Origin of the sequence: Bacillus sp. 005/A4HT-01/001 (assembly GCF_004634445.1) — a bacterium.
In the GTDB taxonomy this organism is placed as follows: domain Bacteria; phylum Bacillota; class Bacilli; order Bacillales; family Bacillaceae; genus Bacillus; species Bacillus altitudinis.
This window is the reverse complement of the sequence record NZ_SEIZ01000006.1, coordinates 1-17,386: the sequence shown is the minus strand read 5'-3', so window position 1 is coordinate 17,386 and position 17,386 is coordinate 1. Positions and strand designations below refer to the sequence as shown.

Annotated in this window: 15 protein-coding genes and 2 pseudogenes; 5 read left to right on the top strand and 12 right to left on the bottom strand. The window is 40.9% G+C overall.

Features of this window, described 5'->3' with window-relative positions; genetic code table 11:
- Positions 1-228: 228 nt before the first annotated feature.
- The 3 genes and pseudogenes from ES896_RS16175 to ES896_RS16165 form a co-directional block, all read right to left on the bottom strand.
- Positions 229-702: a GNAT family N-acetyltransferase gene (locus tag ES896_RS16175; protein ID WP_017359536.1), complete on the bottom strand. Its 474-nt coding sequence runs from the start codon at positions 700-702 to the stop codon at positions 229-231.
- 118 nt (positions 703-820) lie between these two features.
- Positions 821-956: pseudogene (locus tag ES896_RS20330) on the bottom strand (DUF6262 family protein); the annotation flags it as partial.
- A gap of 35 nt (positions 957-991) precedes the next feature.
- The gene (locus ES896_RS16165; RefSeq protein WP_050805674.1) at positions 992-1,411 is read right to left on the bottom strand and encodes a MarR family winged helix-turn-helix transcriptional regulator; all 420 of its coding nucleotides are present in this window, start codon (positions 1,409-1,411) and stop codon (positions 992-994) included.
- 169 nt (positions 1,412-1,580) lie between these two features.
- On the opposite strand from ES896_RS16165, the pseudogene ES896_RS16160 reads away from it, so the two are divergent.
- Positions 1,581-3,102: pseudogene (locus ES896_RS16160) on the top strand (MDR family MFS transporter); the annotation flags it as partial.
- A gap of 43 nt (positions 3,103-3,145) precedes the next feature.
- Here ES896_RS16160 and ES896_RS16155 read toward each other — a convergent pair.
- The 5 genes from ES896_RS16155 to ES896_RS16135 form a co-directional block, all read right to left on the bottom strand.
- Entirely contained in the window at positions 3,146-4,015 is an 870-nt protein-coding gene (locus tag ES896_RS16155; RefSeq protein WP_017359533.1) for a class II fructose-bisphosphate aldolase, read from the bottom strand.
- A 2-nt stretch (positions 4,016-4,017) separates the two neighbouring features.
- A complete protein-coding gene (locus tag ES896_RS16150; protein WP_017359532.1) occupies positions 4,018-4,476 on the bottom strand; it encodes a PTS sugar transporter subunit IIA in 459 nt (152 codons plus the stop codon).
- A 15-nt stretch (positions 4,477-4,491) separates the two neighbouring features.
- Positions 4,492-5,907: a PTS fructose transporter subunit IIC gene (locus ES896_RS16145; RefSeq protein ID WP_113747425.1), complete on the bottom strand. Its 1,416-nt coding sequence runs from the start codon at positions 5,905-5,907 to the stop codon at positions 4,492-4,494.
- Positions 5,908-5,919: 12 nt separating this feature from the next.
- Positions 5,920-6,834, bottom strand: a complete 915-nt coding sequence (pfkB, locus tag ES896_RS16140) for a 1-phosphofructokinase (protein WP_041092776.1) — start codon at positions 6,832-6,834, stop codon at positions 5,920-5,922.
- 130 nt (positions 6,835-6,964) lie between these two features.
- A complete protein-coding gene (locus tag ES896_RS16135) occupies positions 6,965-7,741 on the bottom strand; it encodes a MurR/RpiR family transcriptional regulator (protein ID WP_007499235.1) in 777 nt (258 codons plus the stop codon).
- A 161-nt stretch (positions 7,742-7,902) separates the two neighbouring features.
- Between ES896_RS16135 and ES896_RS16130 the strand changes: the two genes are divergently transcribed.
- Entirely contained in the window at positions 7,903-9,309 is a 1,407-nt protein-coding gene (locus ES896_RS16130; RefSeq protein ID WP_135227031.1) for a phospholipase D-like domain-containing protein, read from the top strand.
- Between the two features lie 12 nt (positions 9,310-9,321).
- On the opposite strand, the gene ES896_RS16125 is transcribed toward ES896_RS16130, so the two are convergent.
- The 3 genes from ES896_RS16125 to ES896_RS16115 are packed head-to-tail and all read right to left on the bottom strand — an operon-like array spanning position 9,322 to position 10,954.
- Complete coding sequence (locus ES896_RS16125; RefSeq protein WP_024718278.1) at positions 9,322-9,807, bottom strand: DMT family transporter; 486 nt, start codon at positions 9,805-9,807, stop codon at positions 9,322-9,324.
- A gap of 21 nt (positions 9,808-9,828) precedes the next feature.
- Positions 9,829-10,515 (bottom strand): Crp/Fnr family transcriptional regulator, encoded by a 687-nt coding sequence (locus ES896_RS16120; RefSeq protein WP_035704488.1) that lies wholly within the window; start codon positions 10,513-10,515, stop codon positions 9,829-9,831.
- Positions 10,516-10,528: 13 nt separating this feature from the next.
- On the bottom strand, positions 10,529-10,954 hold the full coding sequence (locus ES896_RS16115) for a DMT family transporter (protein ID WP_008343684.1): 426 nt from the start codon (positions 10,952-10,954) through the stop codon (positions 10,529-10,531).
- 212 nt (positions 10,955-11,166) lie between these two features.
- On the opposite strand from ES896_RS16115, the gene ES896_RS16110 reads away from it, so the two are divergent.
- On the top strand, positions 11,167-12,594 hold the full coding sequence (locus ES896_RS16110) for an aldehyde dehydrogenase family protein (protein WP_035391854.1): 1,428 nt from the start codon (positions 11,167-11,169) through the stop codon (positions 12,592-12,594).
- Positions 12,595-12,773: 179 nt separating this feature from the next.
- Here ES896_RS16110 and ES896_RS16105 read toward each other — a convergent pair whose 3' ends face one another.
- Positions 12,774-13,469, bottom strand: a complete 696-nt coding sequence (locus ES896_RS16105) for a hypothetical protein (protein WP_135227030.1) — start codon at positions 13,467-13,469, stop codon at positions 12,774-12,776.
- Positions 13,470-13,628: 159 nt separating this feature from the next.
- Between ES896_RS16105 and ES896_RS16100 the strand changes: the two genes are divergently transcribed.
- Positions 13,629-15,440 carry an assimilatory sulfite reductase (NADPH) flavoprotein subunit gene (locus tag ES896_RS16100; protein WP_035391849.1) on the top strand — a complete coding sequence of 604 codons (1,812 nt, stop codon included), beginning with the start codon at positions 13,629-13,631 and terminating at the stop codon, positions 15,438-15,440.
- Positions 15,441-15,473: 33 nt separating this feature from the next.
- Positions 15,474-17,192: an assimilatory sulfite reductase (NADPH) hemoprotein subunit gene (gene cysI / locus ES896_RS16095; protein ID WP_035391846.1), complete on the top strand. Its 1,719-nt coding sequence runs from the start codon at positions 15,474-15,476 to the stop codon at positions 17,190-17,192.
- Positions 17,193-17,386: the final 194 nt, after the last annotated feature.

Here is a 17,386-nt window from a genome sequence, read left to right as displayed (position 1 = left end):
ACAAAAACAGCTTCTATTTAATCAGAGAAAGGTGCGTTTCTTCAAAAAACGGACACCAATCAAGGCATTTTAAGTGCTCAATGATCAGCGTCCGCAGGTTCTTCTTTCTGGACAACATATTCGGTTCATTTTTCTTGTCTATTAAAGGGTATAACATATTTTATATAACGAATATGTTATACCCTTTCTTCTTAAACTAACGCACCTGTTAGCATAACAAAAAAATGATTATTTTATTTTTTTTAGCATTTTAAAATTAGCCAACTTAACCCCCTTTTTTTCCACAGTTTGTGAACAAACAATTTTGTAACCTAGATGTTCAAAAAATGGCTTAGCTGTGATACTTGCTTCGGTATCAATTTCTAAAAGCTTTAGTTTCTTTGCCTCAGATTCGAGCATATCAACTAAAGCTGTGGCTATACCTTGTCCTTGATAATCTTTATGAACGAATAGTCTATCTAAGTACCCGGTATGCGTTAAATCGCTAAAACCAACAACTTTACCATTCACTTTAGCAACAAATGTTATATTTTGACTCAATGATTCCTTCCAAGAATTCATTTTAGATTCTTTTTCATCTCTTGGTGCCCAAGCATCCAATTGTACTTGGGAATAATCTTTTGAATTTACGGAATGAACTGTTTCATAAAACAATGAAATAATCTCCTTTGTATCAGTTTCCTTAAACTTTATAATCTCCACTTTCTGTTATACCTCCCCTTTTTAGGATAAGCATCCTAATATACTTATCATTATTTCAGCAACTTCTTCTTGCGCTATACTGCTCCGTTAGTTGAAGGAGGGTGAACGTTGTTCTCTCTTATAAATTTTTATAGACATCTGCATATGCTACTTTCAGTTGCTCTCTTAATTGCCTATTTTCCTCTTCCAACTTTTTGTTTTTTTAGAGATGCAATGAGAGCATCTTTGTTGTTTTCGTTCATTTCTCGCTTTACTTATTTCGGTGTAGTTAACGCATCAGTGTGCTTTCTTACGATTTAGACTTAAGCAATTGCAGCTCTTGATCCATGATTTCAGCTGCTTCTGAAATAAATTGAATGATTAAATCCAATTCTTCTGGCTTGTATTCATTTGTGAGTTTTTTGGTGGATGCCGATAAAGATTGAAAGAGTTCCTTCACTTGTGATTTCCCAGCCGTTAATGGAACAATGATGACTCTTCGCTTGTCTTTTGGGTCCTTCTCCCTTTTGACGTAGCCTGCTTTTTCTAACCGGTCAATGAGAGCGGTGACCGCACCTGAGCTAAGACCAGTTTTTTCACTTAATTCACCTGCTGTGAGTGGTCCAAGTTCGTTTAACAAATCTGCTGATTTGAGATCTGTTGGGAAAAGGCCGAGCGATTGAGCGGCTGCTTGGTGAAATAGGACTGTTCGTGTAGCAAGGCGTCTCATCGTATGAATGATCTGGTCCGCTCGATCTTCAGCCTCGTTCTTTATTGACAACTTGTTCTCCTCCCTTTAAAATCAATTTATCTTGATCATCAAGATAAATGTTCTCTTACTTTATATTTAAGTTGATCATAGCAAAAAAGTGAAGAGAACGTAAGCAGGAGGTAATGAAATGAATAACGTGGATCATAAAGGCAAGGCATCCACTCGCTTTGTTGTCATCGGTTTGCTGTTAGGAATTTTTATGGCAGCGATGGACAACACCATTGTCGCAACAGCAATGGGAAGCATCGTCGCCGATTTGGGCAGTTTTGATAAATTTGCTTGGGTGACTGCATCTTACATGGTGGCAGTGATGGCAGGTATGCCGATTTATGGAAAGCTTTCAGATATGTATGGTCGAAAGCGTTTTTTTCTGTTTGGACTTATTTTCTTTTTAATTGGATCTGCGCTGTGCGGCATCGCACAAACAATGGATCAGCTCATTATTTACCGTGCGATTCAAGGACTTGGAGGCGGTGCTCTTCTTCCGATCGCTTTCACGATTATCTTTGATATCTTCCCGCCAGAAAAACGCGGGAAAATGTCCGGTATGTTTGGTGCAGTTTTTGGTCTATCCAGTGTATTAGGACCGCTGTTAGGAGCAATTATTACGGATTCGATCGGCTGGCATTGGGTGTTTTATATTAACGTACCAATTGGTATCGTCAGTGTATTCTTAATCGCCAAATTTTATCAAGAATCGCTTGAGCATCGCAAGCAGAAAATTGACTGGTCAGGTGCCATTACACTTGTCGTTGCGGTTGTCAGTTTAATGTTCGCTCTTGAGCTTGGCGGTAAATCGTATGCATGGGATTCTGTTCAAATCTTGACACTATTTGCTGTGTTTGTTGTCTTCGGCACCATCTTCTTCATTGTTGAACGGAAGGCAGAAGAACCGATTATTTCATTTTGGATGTTTAAAAATCGTCTGTTTGCGACATCTCAAATTTTGGCGTTTTTATATGGCGGGACGTTTATTATTCTAGCTGTCTTTATTCCTATCTTCGTCCAGGCAGTGTACGGTGAATCTGCAACAAGTGCTGGGTTTATTTTAACACCGATGATGATTGGGTCCGTGATTGGCAGTATGATTGGTGGAACGATGCAGACGAAAGTACCTTTTAGACGATTAATGACCATCTCTGTGATTTCATTTTTTGCTGGGATGCTGCTGCTTGCCAATATGTCGCCTGATACAGCAAGATTGTGGCTTACGCTCTTTATGATGATTTCAGGTTTTGGCGTTGGATTTAGCTTCTCCCTTCTGCCATCTGCTTCAATGAATGATCTCTCTCCGCGCTACCGCGGCAGTGCTAATTCTACCAATTCGTTCATGAGATCACTTGGGATGACTTTAGGCGTGACGATTTTTGGAACGATTCAAACCAATGTCCTGACAAATCGTTTAGCAGATGCTTTTAGCGGAATGAAAGGAGCTTCTTCTCAAGTTGGTGATCCACAAGCCATTTTCCAAGAGGGGGCACGCTCACAAATTCCGCCTGATATTTTAAATAAAGTGATTGATGCGATGTCACAAAGTATTACGTATGTATTTATGATTGCTTTATTCCCGATTGCACTTGCGGCGATTACGGTCGTATTTATGGGAAATGCACGAGTACGTACATCAAATGAAATGAAAGAAAGCGAATAATGTGAAAAAAGCAGAGCGATGCGGCTCTGCTTTTTTTCATCTTATTGATATAAAAGTTGGGCTTTTCCTTCACTGCCAACGATCTTTATTTTAGATGTGACCATGTCTTTGGCTGCTTGTTTTGCTTTTTGTAAATACATACGCGGATCTAAGCTTTCAGGTTCGTTTGAGAAATGATCACGAATCGCTTCAGAGTATGCATTTTTCAGTTCAGTGGACACATTGACCTTTGCCATACCGAGTGCGACACATCTTTTGACATCTTCATCTGGTACAGCTGAACCACCATGAAGGACAAGCGGCACATCGACAAGCGCTGCAATTTGTTCAATGCGGTCAAAGTCGATATCCGGCACCCCTTTATAGATGCCGTGGGCCGTGCCGATCGCAGGTGCTAAAGTAGGTACACTAGTTTCTTCTACAAATTGACGGCATTCAGATGGAATGGCTTTTTCAGCATCTTTTTCATCCACGACAATATCATCTTCTACCCCGCCTACCTTGCCTAACTCGGCTTCCACATTCACTCCTACTTTTAAGGCAAGGTCCACCACTTCTTTTGTGCGGCGTACATTTTCTTCATATGAATGCATGGAAGCATCGATCATCACAGATGTATATCCTGCTCGTATACAAGTAAGAATCACATCAAAATCAGTGCAATGATCGAGATGAAGGCCGATTGGTATTTGGTATTGATCCGCTGCCGCCTTTACTGTATCTGCAATGGCTTTTGCGCCAAGCGATTGGACCGTGCCAACCGTTGTTTGCAAAATGACAGGTGATTTTAATTCAGCTGCCGTTTCGAGTACCCAGTAAATACTATCAAAGGAATGTACATTGAATGCGACAATTCCGTATTTTTCTTTTTTTGCTGCTTCAAGCATAGGTGTTGTGGAAAGTAAAGGCATGGTCAAACATCCTCTCTCGTCAAAATATCTGTTTTTAATACAGCGAGCATTTCTTCATTTGTTCTTGTTTCGAGCAGTTTTTGCCGTTTCATTTCATCCATTAATCCGCGTGAAAGAGCAGAAAGTGCTTGTAAGTGAGTGGTTCCTGCTTCACTTTTTGGAATGAGCAAGGATAAGAAGAAAAAGCAAGGCTTCCCATCAAAAGCGTCCCATTCGATTCCGGTTTCTGTACGGACGATGACGAGTGCCGGTACTTGAATGGCGTCTGACTGTGTATGCGGAATGGCAAATCCATCTTGAAAGCCGGTTGTACTCAGAGCTTCTCTTTCAGCTAGTCCTTTTTTGACAGCCTCAGGAGATGTACAAATCCCTGCTTCAGAGGCAATGTCAGCTATGGCTGCGAAAACGCCAGCCTGTGAAGAAGCTGTTTCATGCAGATTCATATAAATATGTTCCATCATTTCTCTTCCTCCCTATTAAACTGCGGGTTTGTCTATTTTCTTGCGGTAAAGTCCGTATAGAATCGCACCTACAAGTGAGCCGATGAGTATGGAAAGCACCCACTGAAATGCGCCTGTGACGACTGGAAGGACAAGGAATCCACCGTGCGGAGCAGGAACCTGTACGCCAAAGAGATACGTCAATATAGCAGAGATGGCGGAACCAAACATGATAATTGGCAGGACAACGACTGGGTTTTTGGCTGCAAATGGAATGGCTCCTTCGGTAATATGAGTCGCTCCGAGAATATAGTTGATCATCCCAGCATTTCGTTCCTGTGGTGTGAAATGTTTTCGGAAAATCGTTGTGGCAATCGCAATGATAAGCGGCGGTGTGATACATGCTGCTGACACCCCTGCCATGAAGTAAAGGTTACCTTCTGCGAGTAAAGCCGTTCCTGTGACATAGGCTGCTTTGTTAAAAGGTCCTCCCATATCAAATCCACACATGGCTCCAACAATTAAACCTAAAAGCAATGGATTGGTGGATTGAACTGATGAGAGAAAATCCATTAATGAATGATTTAGCGCTGTAATTGGAACTAATAGCGGGGTCATGACAGCCCCGATTAAGAAAATACCAATGACAGGATAGATGAAAATTGATTTTAATCCGTCAAGTGATGCTGGTAATTTTTGAAGCAGGAATTGAAGAAGTACGATGATATACCCTGCTGCAAAACCTGCGATAATACCACCTAAGAATCCAGCGCCTCCATCGTTTGCAAGCAAGCCACCGATAAATCCGACAACCATCCCTGGGCGTTTGGCGATTGAATCAGCGATAAATGCTGCTAAAATAGGCACCATTAAGCTGAAGCCGAGTCCGCCAATGTTTTTCAAGTAGGCAGCAAACGGATGATACGTTTCATGCTGAGGATCAGCTGAGTAAATACCGAATAGAAAAGATAAAGCAATTAAGACCCCGCCTCCAACAACAAATGGAAGCATGTGTGATACACCGTTCATTAAATGTTTGTAGATGGTGTGTATCCACTTATTCGCTGACTTTTGTTGAGCTGATGAAGGCGCAGATGTTTTTTCTGTTCCAGAAGCTCTTCCTTTCACTTGATGAACGGGAGCTTCTCCATTGATAATGCCTTGAATCAGTTCATTTGGTGTGCGAATCCCCTTTGCTACAGGCACTTCAATGAGTGGTTTGCCGTGAAAACGATCTGTATTCACATCTTTGTCAGCAGCGACAATGACCCCATCGGCCTCCAAAATGTCTTGATCCGTTAAAGCGTTTTCAATTCCTACTTGACCATGCGTTTCAACTTTGATGTCGACCCCTAATTGCTCAGCTGCGATTTTTAATGCCTCAGCTGCCATAAATGTATGCGCAATGCCTGTTGGACAGCCAGTGGCAGCGACAATTTTCTTGCGGCTCATGTGAACTCCCCCTTATATGTTCTGAATGTGTATTTGCTCAATTAATGAATCAATGTCATGTAAATCACTTAACCCTTTTGAAAAGGCGGTAGATGCCCCTGTTGCAATGCCGTAGCGTAAGCATTCTTCATGTGGTTGTCCTTCCAGCTGTTTACTTAGGAATGCAGCGAGCATGGCATCACCAGAACAAGCCGTGTTTACGACCGTTCCTATTGGTGCATTTCCTTTTAATACGGCTTCATTTGTAAGGAATAGTGCACCTTCTCCTCCTCGGGAAATGAGTACTTGCTCTGCACCCATCTCGATCAGCTTTCGTCCTGATTCAACGAGTTCTGTTTCTGATAAACGGTGGGTTTTTCCAAAAAATGCGGCAATCTCTTCTTCATTTGGTTTTAGTAAATATGGTTTGTACTGAAGAGTCTCTAAAACCGCTTTAGAGCTTGTGTCTAAAATAAATTTCACGTTGTTTTGATGACAAATAGCGGCTATCTCTGAGAAAATGCTAGCAGGAACGCCTTTAGGCAGACTGCCTGACATAATGAAGATGCTGCCTTTTGGAATGGTCGAGATTTTTTCGCGAAAGGCATCAAGCGCTTTTGCCTCAATAGCAGGTCCTTGATTCACAAGCTTGTATTCTTCCGTTGTGTTAATAAATACATTAATGCGTGTAATCCCATCCACTGGGATAAAATCAGTTTGAATGGAGAGATCGTTTAACGATTGTTCAATATATGAACCTGAAAACCCAGCAATAAATCCTAATGCAGTGCTGGTGAAGCCATATTTCTTTAGCATAATGGAGACATTAACACCTTTTCCATTCGGCTGATAATCCTCATCTTCCGTGCGGTTGACTGTATCTGCCCGCATTTCTTTTAATGCAATATATAGGTCAATAGCAGGATTTAAGGTGCAGGTATAAATCAATTGGTTTCACCTTCTTTCTTTTCTCTAAAGAAAGTATCTCATACGATTCAGTGAAAATGTTTTCAGATTGTGTAAAGGTTTTCACGGTAAAAAGCCCCCCATCATAAAGTGTGGAAGGCTTTTTGAGTGTTTATTTCATCCGAATCACATAGGCGTCTAGTAAAATACGGGCAATGACATGAAGCGACAGGCGGGACCTGACTTCATAATCTGGGAAGAATGATTGTTCCCCTTTATATCCGACGAGTGTCATATCTGATATTTTACTTAATGTAGAATCAATTCTAGTTGTGACCGTAATGGTCGTGACCTGCTTCATACTGAGGTTTTGGCAGGCTTCCACTAGTTCCGACGTTTCTCCATTTAATGAAACAAAGATGGCAAGCTCGTTTTTATCAATGTCACGTGATTTGAGCCGAATGATATTCGGGTCGTCATGAACTTCACATGTTTTTCCGATGAGCTGCAATTTGATGGTCATCTCTTTGGCGATCATCTCTGAAAAGCCTCTGCCAAAAATATAAATTTTGTCTGCATCATGGATCTTTTGAACCGCATCCTCAATTTGCCCAATACTTTGCAGTTGAATCGTCTTTAAGACCTCTTCTTCATTTTTTCGAATGGCTAGTTTGATGTCTTCGTCAATATTTTTTAGTTGATCACTATCATCTGTCATTTTCTTTTCTTGTTTCAATCGATATTTAAAGGATGTATAGCCGTTGTATCCGATTTTCTTCATCAGTCTGACAATGGTCGCCGTCGATACGTTGGCTCTTTCACTTAATGTGACGATGGATAAGGTGGAGATATCCTCTAAATGCTGGTGAATATAATGCAGTAAATAACGTTCTGTTTCACTTAACGTTTGGTACACATCACTTGGTATATTAAATAATGGTTCATTCAATGCGATTCCTCCTTACTCATTTCATACTATAATTAAATGCCCTATGAAAACAAGGTGATTCTTTTATCCTGTATTTTTCATTGGGAAAGCTGGATGAGTGAAATTTTGTTTTTAACATAAACTAAGAAAAAGAACGGTTTGTGTGAAAGGAGTTGATCACTGTGCTTCAATTCTTGTTTTTTCTGATCCTTTTATATGTGGTGTATGTATTTTTGACCGCATTTGTCTTGTTTTATTTACCGTTTCAAAAAACATGTAAAGAACATTGCATCTATAAAGCTTCTTCCATCTCAGGAGACGACCAAGGCATAAATCAAGTCATGCTGCTTGATGACGGATTTGAATCGGGTCAAGTGAGAGTTCAAATGATTCGCGAGGCTAAAAAGAACATTCGTTTGAGTTATTATTCCATTCAAAAAGGAAAAACCGCCGAATGGGTGCTTGGTGCTTTAATTGAAGCGGCTGATCGAGGAGTAAAAGTTCAGCTGTTGTTAGATGGCATTTGCCATAGCCTGCGTGGACCGCTGAAGCATTTGCGTTATGCTGTGGCGAATCATCCGAATATGGCCATTCGTTTTTATGAGCCTTTTCGTTTGTTCAAGCCATGGACGTGGCATAACCGCCTTCACGATAAGCTTCTTTTGGTAGATGGCAGGGTCGCTGTCATGGGCGGCAGAAATATTGGTGATAAATACTTTGCAGATCAGCCGCCGAAAGACTTTGCATATGACCGAGATGTGCTGCTCTACAACGCCAAAAAAGGAAAAGTATTAGATGAAATGGAGCAGTATTTCGTTTATTTGTGGAATCATGATTTTACGAAAAGAACAAAAGATGTATTTTCCAAGGCAAAAGCGAAAAAAGGAAAAAAGCTAAGAAAACAGCTACTTCGATCTTATCAGGAAGCCATTCGTACAAAAGAACCCTTTGTCACGTCCACATATGATTGGGCAAAAGACGCCATTCGTGCAAAGCAGATTGCATTTTTCACAAATCCAGTGGAACGCTTAAATAAACGTCCGCTCGTCTTGAAAAAGTTAAACGATCTCGCACAGCGGTCAAAGCGTTCGGTTCTGATCCAGACGCCTTATGTCATACCGACACGGCCAATGAAAGACGGACTCACGCCATTACCAAGTGATATTCAAACGACGGTCGTGACAAATTCTCTTACAGCGACACCAAACCCTTTAGCATTTGCAGGATATTTAAGCACGAAAAAGGAACTCATGAAAACGGGTGTTCATTTGTATGAATATCAAGGGCCGTATTCAATTCACGCGAAATCAATGGTCATTGATGATAACTTAAGTATTATTGGAACATATAATCTAGATGCAAGATCCAGCTTTTTAAATACTGAATCGATTTTGGTGATTGATAGTGCACCATTTGCGTTATCTCTTACGGAAGCAATCGAACGAAAAATCGCTTATAGTGTTCTCGTAGCGAAAGATCGAACAGAATATAAAGCAAGCGACTATGGACAGAAAAAAAAGCCTTTCATGAAAAGGCTCCTTTTAACTGGTTTATCTACCATAACGGTTTTATGGCGGCGGTTGATTTAAATAAAAGGGCAGCTACTTTTGTGGCAGCCCTTTTTCTCTTGACTGCTCCTCTTCTACTGGTTCCAGCTTGGTTAACTTAAATACGAGGATTCCTGCCACAATGACAAGTACACCTAATAATTTTGTAAAAGAAAATGTTACTTTTTCTAACCCAAGCCAGCCAAGCGAATCAAATAGAAGCGCACAACCTAGCTGGGAGGTGAGAACAATCGAGATTCCATAAGTGGGACCGAGACGTTTGATGCTCTGAACAAGACAGATGACAACGCCTACCCCGATGGCTCCGCTTATCCAGTACCAGGCTTCCATATGCCTTAATTGAAACATGCCGGTTCCTTCTAACAAAAGACCCATCAAAAGTGAAGCAATAAAGCCCATTCCTAGAACTAGCGTCGTTGTTGACCAAGAGCCTGTATGCTCATTAACTTTACTATTAAAAATGGTTTGTAAGCTGACAAGTGCCCCAGCAGTGACAGCTAATATTATTCCTATGATCATATATAAGTCCCTTCGTTTCTTCTATTCATAAATGTTGTGTTCTGCTATTTCTAAAAGCCCTTTTTGATCACAAATCGTAATCTTTCCTCTTCGCCTTTCAATCAGCCCTTTTTCTTGGAACTGCTGAATGACCCGATTAATATGGCGGTAGCTTGTTCCAATTAAGCTCGCTGCATCCGTGAGGCGAAGCGGCCGTGCGTGCGCGTCATCATCACCTGTTAAAACAGACAATAAATAGCTTGCAAGCCTGACCTCTACAGGGTATAAAAGGTGGAAGCTTAAATCATTTGATTTTGTATAAAATTTGTTTGTGATGCCCTTGAGCAAAAAGGTTAAAACTCGTGGATCGTCCTTTGCATGCCGCATGAGGGCTTGATGAGAAATCCTGAGCATATGTACTTCTGTAACGGCTTCAACTGTATTGACCATATCTGTCTGCTGAACGTATTCAATATCTCCAATCGCTTCAAGTGGGTTTTTAAAGCAAAGAATAAATGTTTTTCCTTCCTTTGTGGTGGTGAAAATCTTTAATTTTCCTTTCACCAGCAAGTACATATACTCCCTTTTATCCCCTTTTGAACAAATCAGCTCACCTTGCTGATAGCGCCACAAGCTCACATGTGAGATGAGTTTTTGATGAAAGACATTCTGTAACTGATGCGTCTTCATATAAGAGGAAAAAAGAGATTCATCATGCAGCTCCTCCATCTGATGCCCTCCTTTATAGTTTTAAGATGATGACGCCTGCAATCATTAAAAAGATGCCTGCATAATGGGGCCATTTCATTTTTTTCTTCTGAACACCAAACCATCCTTTTGCATCGATGGCAAAGGTAAACGCAAGCTGTGCGATAAGTAAAGCAGCGATGGTGAGTGTCACACCAATGATTTGAATGGCAGTGACCTCATTAAAGATAATAATGGCTGCAAATGCACCTCCAATTAAATAAAGAGGCTGCACTTTTTTGTATTCCTTAAAGTGGCCATCCCGTACGATGAGTAAAATGACGAGAGAGATGATAAACCCTGTCAGCTGCGTGATCGTTGCCGCCTGCCACGTCCCGATATCTTGACTAATTCTGGCGTTGGCTACGCCTTGCAGTGTAATACAAGCGCCTCCTAATAATGCGAAAATAACACCTTTCATTCGTTCAAAAGCTCCTTCTTTTTTCAGTCTAGTTCCATTAAATGATAGATGCCCTCATGTTGAAAAGGACATATGTCCCACTTTGCGTATTATATCAGAAACTTTTTCTTATGCAGTTTCTCTGTTTTAGATTTTTCACAGTGGGTACAGTTTTATATCAGCTGAAAACAAAATAATGGATTGAATCACACATAAAAAGGAGACATGTCAGAATGAGAAATCAAGAGAAACACTTTATTAATGGAGAATGGGTCGCATCAACAGGAAACGAAACGACGGAGGTCATTAACCCTGCGACAGAGGAAGTCATTGGCACCATTAGTTTAGGAACGAAAGAAGATTTAGATAAGGCAGTCAAAGCAGCCCGAGCCGCCTTCCCTTCTTTCTCAAAAACATCTCGAAATGAACGAGTAGAAATGCTGGAAAACATTGTGCGCGGGTACGAAAAACGCAAGGATGAACTTGTAGAAGTGATGACAAAAGAGCTTGGTGCACCGCTGAAAGTGTCCGAAGAAGTTCATTACAAAATGGGTTATGAACATTTTTCTAAAGCAGCGGAAGCACTGAAATCTTATACATTTACCGAAGATCGTGGTGGACATACGATTATAAAAGAGGCAATTGGTGTCAGTGGATTGATTACACCGTGGAACTTCCCGACGAATCAGACATCTCTTAAAATTGCGGGTGCCATTGCGGCAGGTTCACCAGTTGTCTTAAAGCCAGCGGAAATTACCCCTTTTGCTGCGATGATTCTTGCAGAAATTATTGATGAAGCAGGTGTACCGAAAGGAGTCTTCAACTTAGTAAACGGAACGGGTGACGTGATTGGTGACGGCATTAGCTCACACCCTGATATTGACTTCGTTTCATTTACAGGATCAGGTGCCGTCGGCTCTAAAATTATGGAAAACGCAGCGGACAATGTGAAGAAAGTAGCACTTGAGCTTGGCGGAAAATCCCCTCTTATCGTCTTAGACGATGCAGATGTGGACGAAGCAGCAGAAACAGCCATTCATCATATTGCGATGAATACAGGTCAAGTGTGTTCTGCAGCTACACGTGTGCTGATCCCAGAATCAATGAAAGGCAAGTTTGAAAAAGCGCTGCTGAACGCCCTGCCGAAGTTTACAGTTGGTGATCCGAGAGAAGATCACGCTACTGGCCCGCTTGTTTCTAAAAAGCAATGGGATACGGTGCAATCTTATATTGAAAAAGGAATCGAAGAAGGTGCTACCCTTCTTGCTGGGGGAACTGGAAAGCCAGACGGAATCGATAAAGGGTATTTCGCCAAGCATACCATTTTCACCAATGTGAAAAATGATATGACCATTGCGCAAGAAGAAATCTTTGGGCCGGTCATGAGTGTGATCACGTATCAAGACCTCGATCATGCCCTTGAGATCGCCAACGATACAGTGTATGGTCTTGCTGGGTATGTTGTTGGTCAAGATGAAAAAACATTAAAATATGTCGCTGAACATATTCGTGCCGGTCAAATCACCATTAACAATGCTGAAACAGATTACTTTGCCCCATTTGGCGGTTTTAAGCAGTCTGGTATCGGAAGAGAATGGGGAGACTTCGGTATCGAGGAATATTTAGAAGTGAAAGCTGTGATGGGACTTCCAACGGCGTAATTTAAGAAAGGAGAAAAACCTTAAGGTTTTTCTCCTTTCTTTATTTAACAATAAGAACCCAGTTCGAATTTTAAGAACATCTCATACTCTCCTATTTATTCTTATCCATAATGATTAGATCATGATAATACTTATCAATAAGAAGAGTATTATTTGATGAATAATCGAGAATTTAATTTTTAACTAATTCCCAAAATTACTTCAACTTCTTTAATATGGTCTAATTCATAGAACATAAAAAATTCAGCTTCTTTTAAATTTGGAGATTTCATCAAAATCTCTAAACGATCAGAATAATAACCAAAAGAGATTACTTTCCAATTCACAGCTCTTATCTTTTGCAATTGTCTATAATCCTCTTGGAATTTTTCCTCTCGTTTTAATTTCATTAAATATATTTCATCAATTAAATTGAAAAGTTTATTTGTTTTGGAAACATCAAATCTTCTAATGAGAAGAACGATAAAAACAATTATTAAAATACTTGAAGCACAATATAAATAAGTATCAAATATACTGAATGAAAGTTTATCAAAATCATTCTGCTGCTCATGTGAGCTATCAAGTAATTTCGGATCGTTAGAATTGTATTTTCTAGAAATAAAATTTAATCCAAAGTTAAAATATGAATTAAAGTAAGAATTCAAAAATAAAAATATTGGCACAATTGTTATTGTAATAATTGAAGCTTTTGTAGAAAAATTGGCAGCTCTTTCGTATTTATCTTTCGCATAAATTCGTAAATCAGAAATTTGACTCAGATTTAATTTTTCTAATTCCTTTCTATGGATTGACACATTCTTTGCTAACTTAAACTTAACTTTTGGATCTTCTAAATCTCTAATAATACTAATATTACCTCCTTGACTAAACATGTTCATTTCACCTTGCACAGCTATTAGAAATCTTAATCATGACAATCAATATTATATATTTTACTTAATGGCAAACTTTCGGTAAAGTTCAAATTGAACCTATATATATAATTCCTATCGAATTAATCTATGTTTATATTCCTTGTGAGGTGGATATTGTTGCAACTTCATGTATTGAACAGTCCGTTTAGCCAGGAGCAGGCAGAGTTACTCAATCAGCTGCTTCCGACTTTAACAGATCAGCAAAAAATTTGGCTTACTGGTTATTTATCAGCGCAGGCAGCGCTTGCCGGCTCAGAAGCTGTCACTCCGGCGCCTTCTGCCGCAGCACCTGTACAGCCTGTGAGCAAAGATGTGACCGTGCTTTATGGGTCGCAAACAGGCAATTCCGAAGGGTTAGCAAAAAAGACAGCCCAGCATCTTGAAGAGAAAGGCTTTCAAGTGACGCTCTCTTCTATGTCCGATTTTAAACCGAATAATCTGAAAAAAATAAACAATTTACTGGTCATTGTCAGCACACATGGCGAAGGAGATCCGCCGGATAATGCCCTTTCGTTCCATGAATATGTTCACGGCAGACGTGCGCCAAAGCTCGATCATTTAAGCTTTTCTGTCCTTTCATTAGGTGACAGCTCATACGAATTCTTCTGTCAGACAGGAAAAGAATTTGATGAACGCTTCCAAGAGCTTGGCGGTACTCGCCTGTTTGACCGAGTGGACTGTGACCTTGATTATGATGAGCCGTTTTCAGAATGGCTTCAAGGTGTTGCCTCTTCTTTGAGTGAAGGTGAAGCTGTCTCACTGCCGCAAGAATCAGCGGGAGCCAACAGTACGGCCGTTTCTGAATATTCAAGAACGAATCCTTTTTATGCTGAAGTTCTTGAAAATATCAACTTAAATGGGCGTGGATCTAATAAAGAAACACGTCACTTAGAGCTTTCTCTTGAAGGATCAGGCCTCGTGTATGAGCCAGGTGACAGCCTTGGCATTTATCCGACAAATGATCCTGCGCTTGTCGACGAACTGATTCAAACATGCGGGTGGAATGCAGAAGAATCCGTCACCGTTCATAAAAATGGAGACACTCTTCCTTTAAAAGACGCACTCACCTCGCATTTTGAGATCACGGTTTTAACAAAACCACTTCTTCAAAAGATCGCTGAACTGACAAAAAGCGAATCCTTGCATGCCCTTTTAGAAGAAGGAAACGAAGAAAAACTGAAAGAATATATCGCAGGCCGGGACTTAGTAGATGCGGCTCGTGATTTCGGTCCTTTTGAAGGAACCGCCGCAGATTTCACGTCCATTTTAAGAAAAATCCCTGCACGCCTTTATTCCATTGCAAGCAGTCTCAAAGCAAATGACGAAGAGGTTCATTTGACGATAGGGGCTGTCAGATATGATGCGCACGGCAGAGAACGCCAAGGTGTCTGTTCGATTCTATGTGCAGAGCGCCTGCAGCCAGGTGATACGTTACCTGTTTATATTCAGCACAACCAAAACTTTAAGCTTCCTCAAGATCCAGATGCACCGATCATTATGGTAGGACCAGGCACAGGCATCGCCCCTTTCCGTTCATTTATGCAGGAGCGTGAGGAACTGGGTGCAAACGGAAAGTCATGGTTATTCTTCGGTGATCAGCATTTTGTGACGGATTTCTTATACCAAACGGAATGGCAAAAGTGGTTAAAGGACGGCGTCTTAACGAAAATGGACGTGGCTTTTTCAAGAGATACTGAGGAAAAAGTATATGTCCAGCACCAAATGAAGAAACAAAGCAAAGAATTATTTGAATGGCTTGAGCAAGGTGCTTACGTGTATATTTGCGGAGATGAAAAGCATATGGCGCATGATGTCCACAATACCCTTCTATCCATCATTCAAGAAGAAGGTGCGATGAGCAAAGAAAAAGCAGAAAGCTATCTTGCCAACTTACAGCAACAAAAACGCTATCAGCGTGACGTTTATTGATTTGATGCTTGAAAGAAAGGAGCTTTTACTTACATGGTGAAGACAGCATTAACAGCGCCGGATGGACCTCCGAGCGACGTAGAGGAAATCAAAGAAAAAAGTGATTATTTACGGGGTACGTTAAAAGAAGTGATGCTTGATCCGATTTCAGCGGGAATTCCTGATGATGACAACCGTCTGATGAAGCATCACGGCAGCTACTTACAAGACGATCGTGATCTGAGAAATGAACGACAAAAACAAAAGCTTGAGCCTGCCTATCAATTTATGCTGCGTGTCCGTCTGCCTGGCGGAATCGCCACATCTAAGCAGTGGCTTGTGATGGATGAGCTTGCTCACAAATACGGAAACGGTACGTTAAAGCTGACTACTCGTGAAACCTTTCAGCTTCACGGTATTTTAAAATGGAACATGAAAAAGACCATTCAAGACATTCATTCTACTATGCTTGATACAATTGCTGCTTGCGGCGACGTGAACCGGAATGTCATGTGTACTTCAAACCCCTATCAATCAGAAGTGCACCATGATGTATACGAGCTGGCGAAAAAATTAAGTGATGACCTGCTCCCGCAAACAAGAGCTTATCACGAAATTTGGCTTGATGAGGAAAAGGTTGCGGTAACGCCAGATAAGGAAGTTGAACCGATGTATGGTCCGCTTTATTTGCCAAGGAAATTCAAAATTGGTGTGGCGGTCCCTCCTGCTAACGATATTGATGTCTTTTCGCAGGATTTAGGCTTTATTGCCATTATCGAAAACGATCAACTGGTCGGTTTTAATGTCGCAATTGGCGGCGGAATGGGTATGACGCATGGTGATACAGCGACTTATCCGCAGCTTGCAAAGGTCATCGGTTTTTGTACACCTGAACAAGTCGTAGAAATTGCCAAACAAGTCATCACCATTCAACGTGACTACGGAAACCGTTCCGTGCGAAAAAATGCCCGCTTTAAATATACGGTGGACCGCCTTGGTCTTGAGAATGTAAAAGAAGAACTTGAGCGCCGTCTTGGGTTTACTCTTTTAGAGGCAAAGGACTATCACTTTGATCATAACGGTGACCGTTATGGCTGGGTAAAAGGCATTAATGGCAGATGGCATTATACGATGTTTGTAGAAGGCGGACGCATCACAGATTATAATGATTATCCGCTGATGACAGGCATCCGCGAAATCGCCAAAGTTCATACAGGTGACTTCCGTCTAACCGCCAATCAGAATTTAATCATTGGGAATGTGACAACTCATAAAAAGAAACAAATCGAACAGCTCATTCAGAAGTTTGGTTTATCAGACGGCCAGCAGCATTCCGCCCTGCGCCGCAGCTCAATGGCTTGTGTATCTTTGCCAACTTGCGGTTTAGCGATGGCTGAAGCAGAGCGCTACCTTCCACGATTGATTGATAAAATCGAAGACATCGTTGAAGAAAACGGATTAAGTGATAAAGAAATCACCATTCGAATGACTGGTTGTCCAAATGGTTGTGCTCGTCATGCGCTTGGAGAGATTGGATTTATCGGAAAATCACCTGGTAAGTATAATATGTATCTTGGTGCCGCATTTGATGGCAGCAGATTAAGTAAATTATACCGTGAAAATGTGGGTGAGGAAGACATTCTAAAAGAACTTGGCTCTATTCTCCCCCGCTACGCAAAAGAACGAGAAGAACATGAACATTTCGGCGATTTTGTCATTCGTGCAGGGATTGTGAAAGAGACAACAGATGGAACGAATTTTCATGTGCAATAAAAAGAGACAGGAATTATCCTGTCTTCAGCTTGTAGAGAAACTCATGTTTTTCTACAAGCTTTTTTATTTTCACCATCATTATGATAGGTGAGATTAAATGAAAAATATGAAAAAGGTCTCCCACACACCTAGCCTAGCTTTGCTAGGTGTGTGGCAATCTTCTTCATGTTCTGGCAGGCAGCTGTGAGAAGCAC

Bases quoted from the DNA above. Each gene is read 5' to 3' on its own strand.
- ES896_RS16155 (WP_017359533.1), bottom strand. From the start codon at position 4,015: ATGCCTTTACTTTCCACAACACCTATGCTTGAAGCAGCAAAAAAAGAA.
- ES896_RS16145 (WP_113747425.1), bottom strand. From the start codon at position 5,907: ATGAGCCGCAAGAAAATTGTCGCTGCCACTGGCTGTCCAACAGGCATT.
- ES896_RS16120 (WP_035704488.1), bottom strand. From the start codon at position 10,515: ATGGAGGAGCTGCATGATGAATCTCTTTTTTCCTCTTATATGAAGACG.
- ES896_RS16110 (WP_035391854.1), top strand. From the start codon at position 11,167: ATGAGAAATCAAGAGAAACACTTTATTAATGGAGAATGGGTCGCATCA.
- ES896_RS16115 (WP_008343684.1), bottom strand. From the start codon at position 10,954: ATGAAAGGTGTTATTTTCGCATTATTAGGAGGCGCTTGTATTACACTG.
- cysI (WP_035391846.1), top strand. From the start codon at position 15,474: ATGGTGAAGACAGCATTAACAGCGCCGGATGGACCTCCGAGCGACGTA.
- ES896_RS16150 (WP_017359532.1), bottom strand. From the start codon at position 4,476: ATGATGGAACATATTTATATGAATCTGCATGAAACAGCTTCTTCACAG.
- ES896_RS16125 (WP_024718278.1), bottom strand. From the start codon at position 9,807: ATGATCATAGGAATAATATTAGCTGTCACTGCTGGGGCACTTGTCAGC.
- ES896_RS16165 (WP_050805674.1), bottom strand. From the start codon at position 1,411: ATGAGACGCCTTGCTACACGAACAGTCCTATTTCACCAAGCAGCCGCT.
- ES896_RS16105 (WP_135227030.1), bottom strand. From the start codon at position 13,469: ATGTTTAGTCAAGGAGGTAATATTAGTATTATTAGAGATTTAGAAGAT.